The organism is Streptomyces mayonensis (assembly GCF_018982965.1).
Classification (GTDB): Bacteria; Actinomycetota; Actinomycetes; order Streptomycetales; family Streptomycetaceae; genus Streptomyces; species Streptomyces mayonensis.
In genome coordinates this window covers 76,714-92,820 of record NZ_JACBYP010000020.1, presented here as the reverse complement: position 1 = coordinate 92,820, position 16,107 = coordinate 76,714, and the positions used below count along the sequence as shown (strand labels likewise).

Below are 16,107 nucleotides of genomic sequence, written 5' to 3'. Positions count from 1 at the left end.
CCCGGCCCCCCGCGCGCGGGGCCCCCCCCCGGGCCGGGGGGGGGACCGGAGGGGGAGCCGGAGCGGGCGGCTCCGGGGCTTCCGGTTCCGGACGTCTTGCGTGGCTTGCGGGAACCGCGGGCGGGCGGCGCGGCCGCCTCCGCCGCCCGGCGGGGCCTGCCGGAGGCCCGGGTCGAGCCGGACCTGCTCCGAGCCTGCCCACCGCCGCCCCGCCGCTCCTCGGCCGGTCCGCCGCCCTGCCGCTCCTCGGCCGGCCCGCCGCGCGCCCGCTCCTCGGCCCCGGCCGACCCGCCGTGCGGCTCTTCTCCGGCCGGCTCCTCACGTCCGCGGGGCCCGGCCGACTGCTTCTCCGCCGACTGCTTCGCGGCCGGCTCTGCGTGCGGCTGGTTCTTGGCGGGCTCGCCCCCGGGCTGGTTCTTGGCGGGTTCTCCACCAGGCCGGCTCTTGGCCGGTTCCCCACCGGGCTGGTTCCTGGCAGGCTCCCCACCAGGCCGGCTCTTGGCCGGTTCCCCACCGGGCCGACTCCTGGCGGGCTCACCGGACGGCTGCCCCTGCGCGGCAGCACCGCCCCGCTGCCCCTGCGGAGGCTCGCCTGAGGGCCGCTCACCGGAAGGTTCCCTACCGGCGCGCTTCCCGTCGGCTCCCGCGGCATCCCCCTCCGTCTCCGTCTCCGTCTCCGTCTCCTCCGCGCCCGCCGGCGCGGGTCGCTCCGGACGTCCCGGCACCCGCGCCACCTCGGGCGACGCCGACTCCAGGGGCACGGACCAGGACCGTACGAGGCCCAGCTGGACCGCCTGCCGGGGCAGCACCGCGTCGAGCAGCCAGTCCGCGGCGACCCGCACCCGGTTGCCCGGCATCGCCGCGAGGTGGTAGCCGCGGGTCACCGCGCCCGCCACAGGACCGGACATCGGCAGGCCGAGCGGGTTGGCGGCGGCCTTGGCACCGCCGAGGTCCACGACGAACCCCATGTCACGGTGGCGGTAGGCCCGCCGCTGCCCGACACCGAGCGACGCGGCGACGTTCTGGGCGCAGACCCTGCCGTGCCGCCAGGCGTGCTGCGCGGTCATCGGCGTGTACTGGCCCGGCTGGTTCAGGTCGGGCACGGCGGCCACGTCGCCGCACGCGAACACCTCGGGGCGGCCCGGCACCCTCAGGTGGGAGTCGACGAGCAGCCTGCCGCGTTCCATGGGCAGCCCCAGGGACTCCACCAGCGGATCGGGCCGTACGCCCACGCACCACACCAGCGTGCGGGTGTCGACGCTCGAACCGTCGGTCAGCACCACCCCGTCGTGCGTGGCCTCCTTCACGGAGGTGCCCATGCGCACGTCGACGCCGCGCTGCCGCAGCACCCGCTCGGCGGTGCGGGAGAGCCGTTCGTCCATCTCGGGCATCACCCGGGGCGCCACGTCGAGCAGCATCCAGCGGGGCCGCATGCCCGTGCGCATCGGATGCTTGCGGACCTGCGCGTCGGTGTACATCGCCCCGTGCGCGGCGACCTCCGTGCCGGTGTATCCGGCGCCGACCACGACGAACGTGCACCGCGCGGCGCACTCCGCCCGGTCCCCGGCCGCCGCGGCCAGTTCCACCTGCCGGGTCACGTGGTCGCGCAGGTAGAGCGCCTCGGGCAGCCCGCGGAAGCCGTGGGCGTGCTCGGCGACGCCCGGGATCGGCAGCAGTTTGTTGACGCTGCCCGCGGCGAGCACCAGCCGGTCGAAGGGCAGCGTGCCCTCCTCGCCCTCCGGGCCGGTGTAGTGCACGGCGTGCCCGTCGAGGTCGATGCCGTCGGCCTCGCCGAGCACCAGCCGTACGTGCGGCAGCGTGCCGGAGAGGGAGACGCTGACCCGGCGCGGTTCCAGGATCCCGGCGGCGACCTGGGGCAGCAGGGGCAGGTAGAGGAAGTAGTCGGTCGGGTTGAGCAGGGTGATGTCGGCCTGGTGCCGGGTGAGCCGGGACAGGGTGCGGGCCGTCCGGTACCCGGCGAAGCCTGCACCGACGATCACGATGCGGGGTCGGCTCACGGTTCGCCTCCGGGCTGTCGCGTACCTCGTGAGCCTTCCGCGTCCCCTGGGCCCGGGCACCCAAACGTCCGCGGATCCCGGGGGAAGCCGCCGGTTTCCGGCCGCGCGCCCGGGTACCCGGCCCCGGACGCACCCGCTCCCTGCCCGGAGGCAACCCCTCATGCCCGAGTACGGCTACTTTCTCTCGTGCGAGCAGTACGGTCCCGCCGACCTGATCGAACAGGCGCGGATGGCCGAGCAGGCCGGATTCCAGGCACTGTGGATCTCGGACCACTACCACCCCTGGAACGGCGAACAGGGCCAGAGCCCGTTCGTGTGGTCGGTCATCGGCGCCCTGTCCGACGCGGTGTCGCTGCCCATCGAGACGGCGGTGACCTGCCCGACCCTGCGCATCCACCCGGCGGTGGTGGCGCAGGCCGCGGCAACCAGCGCGGTGATGACGGACGGCCGCTTCCGGCTGGGCGTCGGCACCGGCGAGGCACTGAACGAGCACATCTTCGGTGACGCCTGGCCCGCGGCGCACGTGCGTCTGGAGATGCTGGAGGAGGCCATCCTCGTCATGCGCCGGCTGCTCGCCGGCGAGGAGGTCAACCACCACGGCACCCACTACACCGTGGAGAACGCGCGTCTCTACACGGTCCCGGACGAGCCCGTCCCGATCGACATATCCGGCTTCGGCCCCGCGGCGACGAAGCTGGCGGCCCGGGTCGGCGACGGCTACATCACGATGATGCCGGACGCCTCGATGGTGGAGCAGTACCGCAAGGGCGGGGGCGGCGGAAAACTGGTCAGCGGGGGCACCAAGGTCTGCTACGACACCGACAAGGACGAGGCGGTACGCACCGTGCACCGCCTGTGGGCCAACGAGCAGCTGCCCGGCGAGCTGAGCCAGGTGCTGCCCTCGCCCAAGCACTTCGAGCAGGCGCAGACCCTGGTCACCGAGGACATGGTCCGAGACGGCCGGGTGTGCGGCGACGACGTCGACGAACACGTCGCGGAACTCCAGCAGTTCGCCGACGCCGGCTTCGACCGCGTCTACGTCAACCAGATCGGACCGGACCTGCGCGGCTTCTTCGACCTCTACCGCACGAAGGTGCTGCCGCAGCTCCAGCAGAGCACCTGACGCGCGCGCCGCCCCCGGACGTGCCCCTCGGCCACAACTTCCGCGGCCGGACCGGGAGTGCGCAGCCGCCGGACCCAACTAGGCTCTCGGCATGGACATTCTGGGAGCCACACTGCGCATCTACGTCGACGACCTGGACAAGGCGATCCCCTTCTACGAGGGCCTGGTCGGCGGCGAGGCCCTCCGCTTCGAACGCGGCGGTGTCGAGGCCGCCGCCATCGGCTGCTTCCTGCTGATGAGCGGACCGGAGGCCCAGATCGAGGTGCTGCGCAAGGTGACCGCGACGATCGCCGTGTCGAACGTGGAGGAGGCGGCCCGTGTACTCGGCTCACTGGGCGCGGACATCATCGCGGGCCCGGTGGGGACGCCCGCGGGCCGCAACCTGATCGCCCGGCATCCGGACGGCGCGATCTACGAGTACGTGGACCGCGGGGCGTAGGGCCCGGGCCGGACGGGTCCGGGCCGGGCGAACGGGCAGCCGTGCCGGGCGGGTTCACCCCCCGGCCGGCCGCATCCGGAAGTCGTGCCGGGCCGGGAGCGGTGCGTCGTCCAGCCGTGCCCACAGCAGGCCGATGCTCTCGTCGCCCTCCCGGAGGTCGGCGACCTCGAAGCCCTCGTCGAAGACGGCCCGCGCCTCCTGCTCCCGGCCCTCGGCGGCCAGCAACTCCCCCTCAGTCAGCCGGAACCGGCCGCGGGCCCGGGTCCCGGGGTCCAGCCGCTCCCACACGGCACGGGCGTCCGCGGTGCGACCGACCGCGAGCAGCGCCCCGATCGTCTCCCGGCCGAGCGCCGCGGCGGCGGCCGTCCACCGCGCGGCCCCGTCCCCGTCCCCACCCTCGTTGCCGCCCGTGTCCTCGGGCCGGCGGACGCACAGGTCGTCGAAGGCCTGCGCGTACTGGTCGGCGGCGCGCTCGTGGTGACCGCCCTCCTGGTCGGCGACGGCCAGGCAGCGCAGCAGCGGCCAGCGGTCGGCGGCGGGAGCCCGGGAATCCCCGAGGCTCATGAGTCCGCGCTCCCAACTGCGCACCGCCTGGGCGCGGTCGTCGCCGTGCCACTGGGCGACACCCAGGTGGTACTCGGCGAGGGGCGTGGCGGCCGTGGTCTCCAGCATGTCGCGCCAGGGCCGGGCGACCAGCGTCCCGCCGGGCGGCTCGTGCCGCTCCGGCTCGGGCAGCGCGCCGGCACGCAGCAACTGCAGCCAGGGGTGCTGCTCCACGCCGAGGGTGACCTCGTCGAAGGGGGTGCCGGGCAGTTTCCAGCCGGCCCGCAGCACTTCGAGGGCGCCCCAGCCCGACCCGGTGGCCAGGCGCTCGCCGGGTTCGCCGTCGGCGTACGGCCGCCAGGCCTCGTACGCGGCGTCGACGTCGGCCCGCGGCAGGGCGGCCTCCAGGCGCTCCTCGGCGCCGCGCAGCGCGGTGTGCCAGTCGCCGCCGGGCGGGGCGTCGAGCGGCCCGTACGCCTCCAGCCAGGACACCTCGCTCTCCGCCTCCAGCTTGACGTGCTCGAGCTGGGTGCGGACGAGCCCCGCCTGTATCTCGCAGTAGCCGCCGGTGCCGGGCTCGGTGAGCCACTCCTGCCAGCGGCGTCCGCCGGGTCCGGTGCCCCACACGAACAGCTTGCGGCCGCGCAGCACGTCGGTGGAGGTCTGCACCAGCCCGTGGCCGTGCTCGTCGAGGGCGGCGATCCAGCGGCGCCGGTCCTCGGGCACCTCGTAGAAGTAGTCGGCGGCGTACGTGCTGTTCGGCGGGTAGGTGCGGTCGACGCCGTCGTGCTCCGGGACCGGCACGCTGCGCAGACGGCGTTCGTAGCCGAAGTGCCAGGCCTCGTCGGCGGGGGCGAGGACACGGCACTGATCGGGGACGGCGATGTTGGACCACCAGTAGGTGGGCGCGGGGCGTTCGTGCGGGTTGCGGATGCGGGCGCCGACGTACAGGAAGTCCGAGCCCTCCGGCAGCCACAGGTCGACCTGGAAGGGCAGGTCGCGCAGCCGTTCCCACTCCCACAGGCGCAGCATCTCGCCGCCGTCGGGGGCGGGGACCCGGGCGGCGTGCACGGGCGAGCAGGAGAGGGTGGTGTGGCCGGTGGCGCCGATGTTCCATTCGATGCCGCCGGAGAACCAGGCACCGTTGAGGGCGAAGTTGGCGGGCTGGAACACCGGGTTGGCGTACAGGAGTTCGCGGTCGGTCGGCTTGTGGTGGAGGGAGGCGACACGGCCGCCGAGCGCGGGCAGGACGGTGGCCCGCAGCCGGTCGTTCTCGATGACCAGCGCGTCCAGCTCGCGCGGCCGGCGCACGCGCCCGTAGCCGTCGCGGACCTGGAGGGGCAGCAGGCTGCGCAGGGGCTCGTAGTCGACCTGGCGGGCCATGTCGCGGGGCAGGCGGGCCCGGTCCCGGTCGTCGATGCGGTGGGCCTCGTCCAGCGGGCGCAGCGGCGGCAGCGGGTTGTCCGTCCCCAGCGGCGCGGCGGGCAGGGTCAGTACCTCACGTCGGATCGTCGTCACGGTTCCCCATGGAAGCCGCTCACCGGCCCGGTGAACAGGGGCTCCACCGGCCCGCCCCGCGCGACGTGTCTCACGTTTGATCCGCTGTTCCACTGATCCGCCGGGAGGAGGGGTCAGCCGGGCGCCACGGTCTCGGCGGTGATGGCCCAGCGCTGGTGGTCGCGCCAGGCGCCGTCGATGTGCAGCATCCGCGGTGAGAAGCCCTCCAGGTGGAAGCCGCAGGCCCGGGCCAGCGCGATCGAGGCGGCGTTGCCCGGCTGGACGTTGATCTCCAGCCGGTGCAGTCGCATCGGCCCGAACGCGTACCGCACCACGAGGTCCAGCCCCTCGCGCATCAGGCCCCGCCCCGCCGCGTGCGCGAAGGCGCCGTAGCCGAGCGCGCCGCTGAGGAAGCCGCCCTCGACGATGTTGTTGATGTTCACGAACCCCGCGATGGCACCGCCCGAGGCCTCCCCGGCCGTCCCGTCGGCGTCCTTCTCGCACACCAGGAACCCGGCCTTGGTGCGGTCCTCGATGAGCCGGGCCGCGTAGGCCTCGTACGCCCGGGGGCTGTCGGGCGGGAAGAGCCAGGGGTGGTGCAGGTCCTTGCTCTCGCGGGCCCGGGCGGTGAACTCGGCACCGTCCGCGTAGGTGAAGTGCCGGATGCCCACGCGCGGGCCCTCGGCGAGCAGGTGGGACGGGGTGTGCGGCATGGGGCCAGCCTACGGTGCGGGGCGGCGCACGGAGGCGGGTACGGCCCGCACGCCGCACCGCCGTCGGGGCACCGGTCAGCGCAGCGCGGGCGTGTCCAGTGTCAAGGTGCCCGCGTCCGCGTCGAGTTCCGCCGGCACGCCGAACGGCACGGTGAGCGCGCCCTCGCAGTGTCCGAACCCGAACTCCTCGGCGACCGGCACGCCGAGGCCGCCGAGCCGGTCGGCCAGCAGCGGCCGCAGCCGCTCGTAGGGCCCGCACCCCTCCCAGGAGCCGAGCAGCACGCCGCCGACCCCGTCGAGCCAGCCGGTCCGCAGCAGCTGGGTGAGGTAGCGGTCGATGCGGTACGGCTCCTCGCCCACGTCCTCCAGGCACAGCAGTCCGCCGCGCGCGGAGCGCCGGGCGTGCGGGGTGCCCAGGTCGGCGGCGAGCAGGGCGAGGCAGCCGCCGAGGGTGACGCCCCGGGCCCGGCCGGGCACCAGCGGGGTGCCGCCGGAGGCGATGACACGGACCGTCTCGGGAGCGAACAGGGTGGCCTTCAGGTGCTCCTGCGCCCGCGCGTTCTTGACGAAGTCGACCCCGGCGGCCATCGGCCCGTGCAGGGTGACCAGGCCGAGGCGGGTGGCGAACGCCTCGTGCAGGGCGGTGATGTCGCTGAAGCCGACGAACACCTTCGGGCCGGCCGCGCGCATCGCCTCCCAGTCGAGCAGGTCGGCCATGCGCTGGGCGCCGTAGCCGCCGCGGGCGCACAGCACGGCGTCCACGGACGGGTCGCACCAGGCGGCCCGGAGGTCGGCGGCCCGGTCGGCGTCGGTGCCCGCGAGGTGGTCGAAGGTGCCGTGCCGGTCCAGGACGTGCGGCGCCACGACCGGGTCGAGGTCCCAGCCGCGCAGCACGTCCAGGCCCGCCTGGAGCCGCTCCTCGGGCACGGGTCCGCTGGGCGCGACGACGGCCACCCGGGCGCCGGGGGCGAGCCGGTTGGGGCGGACCGGGGCTGCCTCCCGGCTCACCGGGTCAGCTCCAGGGCGGGGACGCCGGGCGGGGTGAAGCCGAAGACCTGGGCATAGAGGGAGAGTTCGGCCTCCAGGGCGCGCACCATGGTCTCCGCCCGGCGGAACCCGTGTCCCTCGCCCTCGAAGGCCAGGTAGGCGTGCGGCACCCCGCGGCCCGCCATGCGCTCCAGGAACCGCTCGCACTGCGCGGGCGGGCAGATCACGTCGTCCAGTCCCTGGAGCAGCAGGAACGGGGCGGTGACGCTCTCGGCGTGCTCGGCGGGCGAGCGCTCGGTGTAGCGTTCGGGGACCTCGGCCCGGGGGCCGATCAGGCTCTCCAGGTACTGGGACTCGAAGTCGTGGGTCTCCCCCGTGCTCCAGCCGGCCAGGTCGAGGACCGGGTAGCTGATCGTGCCGCAGGCGTAGACGTCGGTGCCGGCCAGTGACGCCGCGGTCGTCCAGCCGCCCGCGCTTCCGCCGCGCACGGCGAGCCGCCGCCGGTCGGCGGTGCCCTCGTCGGCGAGGGCGAGGGCGACGGCGGCGCAGTCCTCGACGTCGACGACGCCCCACTGCTCGCGCAGCCGGTTGCGGTACTGGCGGCCGTAGCCGGTGGAGCCGCCGTAGTTGACCTCGGCGACGCCGATGCCGCGGGAGGTGAAGTAGGCGATCTCCAGGTCGAGGACGAGCGGGGAGCGGCCGGTGGGGCCGCCGTGCGCCCAGACGACGTACGGCGGCAGCTCTCCGTCCGGGGCGCGGCAGCCGGGGTGGTGCGGCGGGTACAGGTGGGCGTGGATGTCGCGTCCGTCGGGACCGGTGAAGGTGCGGGTCTGCGGCCGCGGGTAGTAGGCGGGGTCGGTGGCGTCCTCGTGCGGGGAGCCGATCACGCGTGCGGGGCCGGCGGGGGTCCCAGCGTGCGAGTCCGTTCGGGACTGGCGGGCGGCGTCCAGCTCGACGACCTCGAAGCCGCGGTGTGCCCCGGCGCCGACGCCGACGACGCGCTCGCCGTGCGCGGCGAGGGTCGGCGCGAACTCGGTCCAGGGGCCCGCCGCGTCGGCGACCTCACCGGTCCCGGGGTCGAGTACGCCGAGGACGGCGGGGCCCCGGCCGTGCAGGACCGCGATCAGCCCGCTGTCCAGGGGCGCGAACCAGCGCTGCCCGAGCTTCCACAGCGGCCCGGCGAACTCCTCCTCGCGGGCGCACAGCGGCTGTCCGTCGCGGTAGAGGTTCCACCAGCCGCTGCGGTCGGAGGCGTACAGGAGACCGCCGTCCGGGGCCCAGTCGGCCTGGGCGATCGACTCCTCGGGCCCGCCCGCGACGGTTCGCGCGTCGCGGAAGGTGCCCTCGGGGCCGATGTCGGCGACCATCAGCTCGGTGCCGTCCCAGGGCATACGGGGGTGGTCCCAGGCGAGCCAGGCGGCGCGGCGCCCGTCGGGCGAGACGCGGGGGCCCGTGACGAAGCGGTGCCGCTCGCCGGTGAGTTCGCGCACGGCGCTCCGGTCGTCGGCCGCGGAGCCGTCCAGCGGCACCGCCACGAGGAGGCGGCGCAGGTCGGTGGGGCCCTCGCCGGTGAACTCCTCCAGGACGCACCACACCTCGCCGCGCTCGGGCCGCGGGTCCGGCTCGATCCAGCGCAGGCCGCCGCCGACCGCGGACAGGGGCGTCAGCGGGCGCGGCTCACCGCCGCCCGGTGTCCAGGCGTAGAGCCGCTGGTCGGCGAAGTTCACGAAGACCACGAGCGGTCCTGCGCCGGTGGTGGCCGCGCCCCAGGGCCGGCCGCCGTACTCGATGACGCGGCTGCGCACGTTCCACGGTGCGGGCAGCACCGACTCCTCGGTGCCGTCGGCGTGCCGGCGCACGAGGGTGCGCCGTCCGCCCTCGGCGGGCCGGGGCGCGGTCCACCACACCTCGTCGCCGACAAAACCGACGTCGTCGGGCCGTCCGTCGTGCGCGGCGGCGAGGGCCGCGTCGACGGGCGAGGGCCACGATCCGTACGCAAGAGTCCGCACTGACTCCCCCACTTCCGCTCTCCTTCAGCTTCTGGTTCGGACGGGCCCGGGTCCGCGCCGGGCCCCGGTTGGCTAGGCCGTGCGCAGGAAACGGTCCAGGACGCGGACCCCGAAGTGCAGCGCCTCGACGGGAACGCGCTCGTCCACGCCGTGGAAGAGGGCCTGGTAGTCGAAGCCCTCGGGCAGCTTCAGCGGCGCGAAGCCGTAGCCGGTGATGCCGAGCCGCGAGAACTGCTTGGCGTCCGTGCCGCCCGACATGCAGTACGGCACGACGTGCCCCTCGGGCGCGAACTCCTGGACCGCCGCCCGCATCCGGGCGTACGTCGGCGAGTCCACCGGCGCCTGGAGGGCGACCTCGCGGTGGGCGAACTCCCAGTCGACGTCCGGGCCGGTGAGCCGGTCGAGGGTGTCGCGGAACTCGTCCTCGCCGCCGGGCAGGAACCGCCCGTCGACGTGGGCGACGGCCTCTCCGGGGATGACGTTGACCTTGTACCCGGCGTCCAGCATGGTCGGGTTGGAGCTGTTGCGGACCGTGGCCTCGACCAGCTTGGCCGCCGGGCCGAGCTTGTCCAGCAGCGCGTCGACGTCGTCCAGGTCGGCCTCGATGCCGTGGACGGCGGCGATCTCGGTCAGGGCGGCGCGCACCGTCGGCGTCAGACGCAGCGGCCACTCGTGCTCGCCGATGCGGGTGACCGCGGCGGCCAGGCGGGTGACCGCGTTGTCCCCGTTCACCTTGGAGCCGTGCCCGGCGCGCCCGCGAGCGGTCAGCCTGAGCCAGCCGGTGCCGCGCTCACCTGCGGCGATGGGGTAGAACTGCCGCCCGGCCCCGTCGTGGAAGGTGAACGCCCCGGACTCGCTGACACCCTCGGTGCAGCCCTCGAACAGCGCGGCGTGCCGGTCGGCGAGGAAGCCGGAGCCGTCCTCGGCACTGGCCTCCTCGTCCGCGGTGAACGCGATCACCACGTCCCGCCGGGGCCGTACCCCCTGCCGGGCCCAGTCGCGCGCGACCGCGAGGATCATCGCGTCCATGTTCTTCATGTCGACCGCGCCGCGCCCCCAGACGACGCCGTCGCGGATCTCCCCGGAGAACGGGTCCACGCTCCAGTCGGCGGCCTCGGCGGGTACGACGTCCAGGTGGCCGTGGACGAGCAGCGCGTCGGCGGACGGGTCGGTGCCCTCGATGCGGGCCACGACGTTGGTGCGGCCCTCGGTCCGCTCCAGGAGCGTGGGCTCGATCCCGGCCTCGGCGAGCCGTGCGGCGGCGTACTCGGCGGCCGGGCGTTCCCGGCAGTCGCCGCCGCCGCGGTTGGTGGTGTCGATCCGGATCAGCTCGGAGGTGAAGCGGACGACCTCGTCCAGCGCCTGTGCGCCCGTCTCGCCGGACACGTCCGTCTGCTCAGCCATACTGCTCCTCCACCGCCGCCGAGGCGATCGTGGTGACCGCCTTGAACGTCCGGATCGCCTCGAACATCGTGTCGTGGGTGTACGCCACCTTCCGTTCCCCGGTCTGTGCCACACCGGGCACCACGGTCGCGGCCGCCGCCAGGTGCTCGGCGTCGAACTCCATGGCGACGGTGAACGGCCCGCCGCCGACCGGCTCGTGCCGCACCGCGAGCGCCGTCGCGTCCTTGGCGGCGGCCCGGATGTCGGCGGCGGTCCTGGCCGGCGTACGGCACACGGCGGCGTACCGCGACACGTGGTCCTTGACCGCGACCTTCCGTGCCTCGGGCGCGTACCCGAGCGCGTCCTCGCAGGCCACGTCGTCGCCGGTGACCAGCACCACCGGCACCCCGTACTCGGCGACCACGTGCGCGTTCAGCAGGCCCTCGCTGGCCCGTACGTCGTTCAGCCACACGCCGGTGAGCTGGTTGGCGAGGTAGGTGTGGGCGAGGACGCCCTCCATGCCGGCGCCCGCGTGGTAGCCGACGAACGCGATGCCGTCCACGTCCCCGTGCTGGACGCCCTCCACCATGGACAGGGCCTTGTGCCGTCCGGTGAGCATCTGCGTCCGCTCGTCGAGCCGCTCCAGGAGGAGGTTGCGCATGCTCCAGTGCGCCTCGTTGACGAGCACCTCGTCGGCGCCGCCGTCCAGGAAGCCCAGCACGGCCGCGTTCACGTCGGAGGTGAACATGGACCGGCACCGCTCCCACTGCGGCGTCCCGGGCAGCACGTCGGCCGGCCAGGTCACACCGGTGGCACCCTCCATGTCGGCACTGATGAGGATCTTCATGCGGATGACGCTACATGCCGCCGAATATGCCGGCCAGGGCGACTCGGCAGCCAGAGGTCCAGACCACTGACGCGGGCTTCCCGGCCTCCCGCCCGGGGCCGGGCGGCGGCCCGGGAACAGCCGGGCGGGCCCGTGCCGTTGCACCGGCGTACACCCACCGCACGCCCGGACCACGGCGTGCTTCCGCAGGAGGACTTCCCATGACCGACCGGCCCCTGACCCTCATGGCCGTACACGCCCACCCCGACGACGAGGCCACCAGTACGGGCGGGGTCCTCGCGCGGTACGCGGCGGAAGGAATCCGCACGGTCCTGGTGACCTGTACCGACGGCGGTTGCGGTGACGGGCCGGGGGGCGTCAAGCCGGGCGACCCCGGGCACGACCCGGCGGCCGTCGTCTCGATGCGCCGTGCGGAACTGGAGGCGAGCTGCGGTGTCCTGAAGATCGGCGACCTGGAGATGCTGGACTACGCCGACTCGGGAATGATGGGCTGGCCGAGCAACGACGCACCCGGCTCCTTCTGGCGGACCCCGGTCGCGGAGGGCGCCGCCCGGCTCGCGGAACTCATGCGGCACTACCGCCCCGACGTGGTCGTCACCTATGACGAGAACGGCTTCTACGGCCACCCCGACCACATCCAGGCCCACCGCGTCACCATGGCGGCGCTGGAGCTGACCGGCCTGTCGCCGAAGGTGTACTGGACGACGATGCCCCACTCGGCGATGCGGCGCTTCGGCGAGATCATGAGCGAGTTCCAGGAGGACGTGCCGGAGCCGGACCCCGCCGAGGCCGCGGCGATGGCCGAGATCGGCCTGCCGGACGACGAGGTCACCACCTGGGTGGACACCACCGCGTTCAGCGACCAGAAGTTCGACGCGCTGGCCGCGCACGCCAGCCAGGGCGAGAACATCTTCTTCCTCAGGATGGGCAAGGAGAGGTTCGGCGAGCTGATGGGCACGGAGACGTTCGTACGGGTCCGCGACACCACCGGCGCGCCCCTCCCGGAGAACGACCTCTTCGCCGGACTGCGCTGACCCGGGCGCCGTCCTAAGCCGTTCGCCCCGCCACCACCCACGTCGACGGCAGCTCGACGCGGGTGCCGTCCGGTGTGTACTCCGTGGTGAACAGGGGGAGTTCGCCGCTCGCCAGGACCGTGAGCCCGGCCGCGCGCAGGTGTTCCGGCACCGCCTCGTCGGGCACCGCGGCGGGCGTCAGCCCGTGGCGCAGGACGGGGGCGAGTTTGGCGGGCGGGCCGCCGGGGCCCTGCGCCAGGCCGGACAGCACGGTCTTGGCGGACTGGGCGGGCTCGACCAGGAAGGCCCGGCCGTGTGCGCCGAGGAGCGCGGCGACGCCGTCGGCCAGCGGCTGGCGGTCGTCGGGCTCGCACTGGTGCAGGACGCCGCGGACATAGACGTTGGCGTCGCCCAGCTCCGCGTGCAGGGTCTCCGCCTCGGCCTTGTCGGCGGCGTCCAGCTGCCGGTAGGCGGCCCGGCCGGCGGGGTCGGCCCGGCGGGCGCTGTCGAGGGCGGCCGCGGAGAGGTCGGCACCGAGGACGTGCGGGAAGCGCTCGGCGAAGTAGCGGGTCTGGGTGCCGTTTCCGCAGCCGAGGTCGATCAACGGCAGGGCGGGGTCGGTCAGGTGCGGCTCGAAGTGGGCGAGGTGGCGGCCGGCGGTCAGCGTCGGCTCGGCGTCCCAGAACACCGCCCCCCGGTCGTCGGGAGCCTCGTTCCAGAAGCTCTCCCAGGCGTTCCGGTACCGACTCGTCACGCTCATGCCCGCTCCCCAGGTGCGACGACGTACGAGCCCGTCGACGCCGACGGACCCGTACGGTGTACCGCGCCCCGCGCACGGCCACAAGCGCCCGGCGCATTCCTTCACCGGACGTGCGAACAGTGCGCTCCCGGTGGCGACGCGGCACGTCGGTGGGCAGCGGGGCGGCTCAGCGGCGGGGCAGGGTCAGCTCGAACCAGACGGTCTTGCCCGCCTCGGTGCGGCTCGTGCCCCACTCGCGGGCGAGGGTGCTGACGACGCGCAGTCCGCGCCCCGTCTCGTCCTCGGGACCCGCGCTCCTGAGCGTGGGCAGTTCGTGGTCGTCGTCGTCCACCTCGCACAGCAGCGTGTCGGCGCGCACCAGGCGCAGTGCGACGGGGCGGGCGTGGGAGTGCCGTACGGCGTTGGTGACGAGTTCGCTGACCATCAGCTCGGCGGGAGCGGCCGGCCCGGGCAGCCCCCAGTCGTGGAGCTGTTCGCGGACCGCCGCGCGGGCCCGGCCGACCTCGGCGGGGTCGCGGGCCAGGCGCCACTCGGCGACGGCGTCCGGCTCGATGCCGTTGAGCCGCGCCATCAGCAGGGCGACGTCGTCCTTGCGGCCGCCGCGGGTGCCCAGCGCGCGGATGATGGTGTCGCAGGCGCCGTCCATGGACGCGGCGGGGTGGGCGGCGGACTCGCAGAGCGTGGCGAGCCCGACACCGATGTCCTCGCCGCGCACCTCCACCAGGCCGTCGGTGCACATCACCAGCCGGTCGCCGGGTGCCACCGGCACCCGTACCGACTCGAAGGGCACCCCGCCGACGCCGATCGGCGCCCCCGTGGGCAGGTCGATCAGCTCGCTCGCGCCGTCCTCTGCGCGGACCAGGACCGGCGGGATGTGACCGGCGTTGGCTAGGTGGAGCTCCCCGGCGATCGGGTCGTACACGGCGTAGAGGCAGGTCGCGAGGTAGGTGTCGCCGAGCCGCTGGGCGAGGTCGTCGAGGTTGCGCAGGAGCCTGGCGGGCGGCAGGTCGAGCCCGGCCATGGTCTGTACGGCGGTGCGCAACTGGCCCATCATCGCGGCCGAGTTGAGTCCGTGGCCCATGACGTCGCCGACGACGAGGGCGGTGCGGGCGCCGGGCAGCTTGACCGAGTCGAACCAGTCGCCGCCGACCCGGCCGAGGAGGGTGCCCGGCAGATAGCGGGTCGCGATGTCGCAGCCGGCCATGTGCTCGGGGATGTGCGGCAGCATGCTGTCCTGGAGCGTCTCGGCGACGTTCTCCTGGTACGTGTACATGCGGGCGTTGTCGAGCACGAGCCCGGCGCGGGCGGCGAGTTCGGCGCCGGTGACGCGGTCCATGTCGTTGAAGACGGGCCGCTCCGGGTGGCGCAGCAGGATCATGAAGCCGAGGACGACGTGCCGGGCCTTCAGGGGCACGAGCAGCATCGAGCGGCCGGTGATGAGCGGCCGGATGTCCCGCTTCTCGAACTGGGAGGCGATGGCGTGGCCCATCTCCTCGGTGATGCGGGGCACCAGGACCGGTTCGCCGCTGGTCATGCACTGGAAGAACGGCGTGTGCGCGGGAAACGGCATGGCCTCGCCCACGGGCACGACGTCGTCCCAGCGGCCGGGTTCGTCGGTGTGTTCCAGGGCGACCCGGTGCCACATCGTGGTGGTGTCCGGCACGCCGTCGGGGAAGCCCTCGCCCGCGACGACCTGTTCGCGCAGGTAGGTGCCGGCGACGTCGGTGAAGCGCGGGACGACGGCGCGGCTGACCTCGACGATGGTCCGCGAGAGGTCGAGCGAGGTGCCGATGGCGCCGCTGACCTCGTTGAGGAACTCCAGGCGTTCCCGGACCGCCGCGTACTCCAGGTCCTCGGCGTCCTCGGCCTCGCCGCGCAGGTCGTCGGGGACCGGCTCGCCGGCCGCCCGGGCCCGCGCGGCCCGTTCGCGGCGCGCCCGGCGCTCGGCCCGCCGGGGCACACCCCAGTCGGGGGTCACGGGTACCCGGTCGTTCTGGCTGAACTCCAGGACCGGGTAGCCCAGTTCGAGTACCTGGGCGACGATGCGGGCGCTCTCGCCGACGCTCATGCTGGGCAGGATCTCGGGCAGGCGCCGGGCGAGTTCGTCGGCGCCGGGGAAGTCGGTGTGCAGGGCGAAGCCGGGGGCGATGCGCTCGACGGTCGCCGTCCCGGTGCCGTCGTCGGCGTGGTCCCGCCGCAGCCCGTCGGCGTCGGCGGCCAGCACGAGCAGCCGCTCCGGGCCGGGCCCCACCAGGGGGTAGGCCCACCAGAGCACGTCGACGCGGGCGGGGGCCGGGCCGCTCAGCCGGGCGCGGCCCGCCGCCGGGTAGGAGAGCCGCCCGTGCAGCGAGGACTCCAGGCCGGGCCCGAGGCCGTCGTACGCGTCGTAGGAGTCGTACGGGTCGCTGTCGTCGTCCTCGGTGCCGGTCTCGGCAAGTACGCCGGAGACGGGCAGCAGGTCGGGCGCGGACCGGCCGATCGCGTCCTCCTTGGACAGCCCGAACAGCCGTGTGGCGCCCCGGCTCCAGTGTGAGACCAGTCCGTCGCGGTCCACCACGACGACGGCCAGCGGGACGCGGCCGGCCACAGGGTCCGCCACGGGGTCCGACAACGGGTCCGCCACGGGGTCGCCCGGTACCGCGCCGGGTCCGGCCGGACGGCCGGGAGGTGTGTCCCGCTCGGTGCCATGGTCCATGGCGTCAGGCCCTCTCTGCCCACGGCTCCGCAAGATCTGTGCAGCCGGTCACCACCGTACGGCGGTGCCGGGTGACCATG

12 protein-coding genes are annotated in these 16,107 nt (G+C 74.5%); 3 read left to right on the top strand and 9 right to left on the bottom strand.

What is annotated here, in order from left to right:
- Positions 1–2,018, bottom strand: a 2,018-nt coding sequence (locus HZS56_RS10705) for an NAD(P)/FAD-dependent oxidoreductase (protein ID WP_216720500.1), incomplete at its 3' end; no start/stop codon positions are given.
- A 160-nt stretch (positions 2,019–2,178) separates the two neighbouring features.
- On the opposite strand from HZS56_RS10705, the gene HZS56_RS10700 reads away from it, so the two are divergent.
- Positions 2,179–3,141, top strand: coding sequence for an LLM class F420-dependent oxidoreductase (locus HZS56_RS10700; RefSeq protein WP_216720499.1), 963 nt, complete (start codon positions 2,179–2,181; stop codon positions 3,139–3,141).
- 91 nt (positions 3,142–3,232) lie between these two features.
- Positions 3,233–3,580: a VOC family protein gene (locus HZS56_RS10695; RefSeq protein ID WP_216720498.1), complete on the top strand. Its 348-nt coding sequence runs from the start codon at positions 3,233–3,235 to the stop codon at positions 3,578–3,580.
- Between the two features lie 54 nt (positions 3,581–3,634).
- On the opposite strand, the gene HZS56_RS10690 is transcribed toward HZS56_RS10695, so the two are convergent.
- The 6 genes from HZS56_RS10690 to HZS56_RS10665 form a co-directional block, all read right to left on the bottom strand.
- On the bottom strand, positions 3,635–5,641 hold the full coding sequence (locus HZS56_RS10690) for a DUF5107 domain-containing protein (RefSeq protein ID WP_216720497.1): 2,007 nt from the start codon (positions 5,639–5,641) through the stop codon (positions 3,635–3,637).
- Positions 5,642–5,754: 113 nt separating this feature from the next.
- Positions 5,755–6,333, bottom strand: coding sequence for a GNAT family N-acetyltransferase (locus tag HZS56_RS10685; protein WP_216720496.1), 579 nt, complete (start codon positions 6,331–6,333; stop codon positions 5,755–5,757).
- 75 nt (positions 6,334–6,408) lie between these two features.
- Positions 6,409–7,341: a S66 peptidase family protein gene (locus HZS56_RS10680; RefSeq protein WP_216720495.1), complete on the bottom strand. Its 933-nt coding sequence runs from the start codon at positions 7,339–7,341 to the stop codon at positions 6,409–6,411.
- Positions 7,338–9,341, bottom strand: coding sequence for a dipeptidyl-peptidase 5 (locus HZS56_RS10675; protein WP_216720494.1), 2,004 nt, complete (start codon positions 9,339–9,341; stop codon positions 7,338–7,340). Before HZS56_RS10675 ends, HZS56_RS10680 begins: the two co-directional genes overlap by 4 nt.
- A 60-nt stretch (positions 9,342–9,401) precedes the next feature.
- Positions 9,402–10,733, bottom strand: a complete 1,332-nt coding sequence (locus HZS56_RS10670) for a M20/M25/M40 family metallo-hydrolase (RefSeq protein ID WP_216720493.1) — start codon at positions 10,731–10,733, stop codon at positions 9,402–9,404.
- A complete protein-coding gene (locus HZS56_RS10665; protein WP_216720492.1) occupies positions 10,726–11,559 on the bottom strand; it encodes a M55 family metallopeptidase in 834 nt (277 codons plus the stop codon). The genes HZS56_RS10670 and HZS56_RS10665 overlap by 8 nt, the downstream gene beginning before the upstream one ends.
- Positions 11,560–11,759: 200 nt before the next feature.
- Here HZS56_RS10665 and HZS56_RS10660 point away from each other — a divergent pair, with 200 nt between their 5' ends.
- Entirely contained in the window at positions 11,760–12,593 is an 834-nt protein-coding gene (locus HZS56_RS10660; RefSeq protein WP_216720491.1) for a PIG-L family deacetylase, read from the top strand.
- A gap of 13 nt (positions 12,594–12,606) precedes the next feature.
- Here HZS56_RS10660 and HZS56_RS10655 read toward each other — a convergent pair whose 3' ends face one another.
- Both HZS56_RS10655 and HZS56_RS10650 read right to left on the bottom strand, forming a co-directional pair.
- Positions 12,607–13,332 (bottom strand): class I SAM-dependent methyltransferase, encoded by a 726-nt coding sequence (locus HZS56_RS10655; RefSeq protein ID WP_216720490.1) that lies wholly within the window; start codon positions 13,330–13,332, stop codon positions 12,607–12,609.
- A 166-nt stretch (positions 13,333–13,498) separates the two neighbouring features.
- On the bottom strand, positions 13,499–16,027 hold the full coding sequence (locus HZS56_RS10650) for a SpoIIE family protein phosphatase (protein WP_216720489.1): 2,529 nt from the start codon (positions 16,025–16,027) through the stop codon (positions 13,499–13,501).
- Positions 16,028–16,107: the final 80 nt, after the last annotated feature.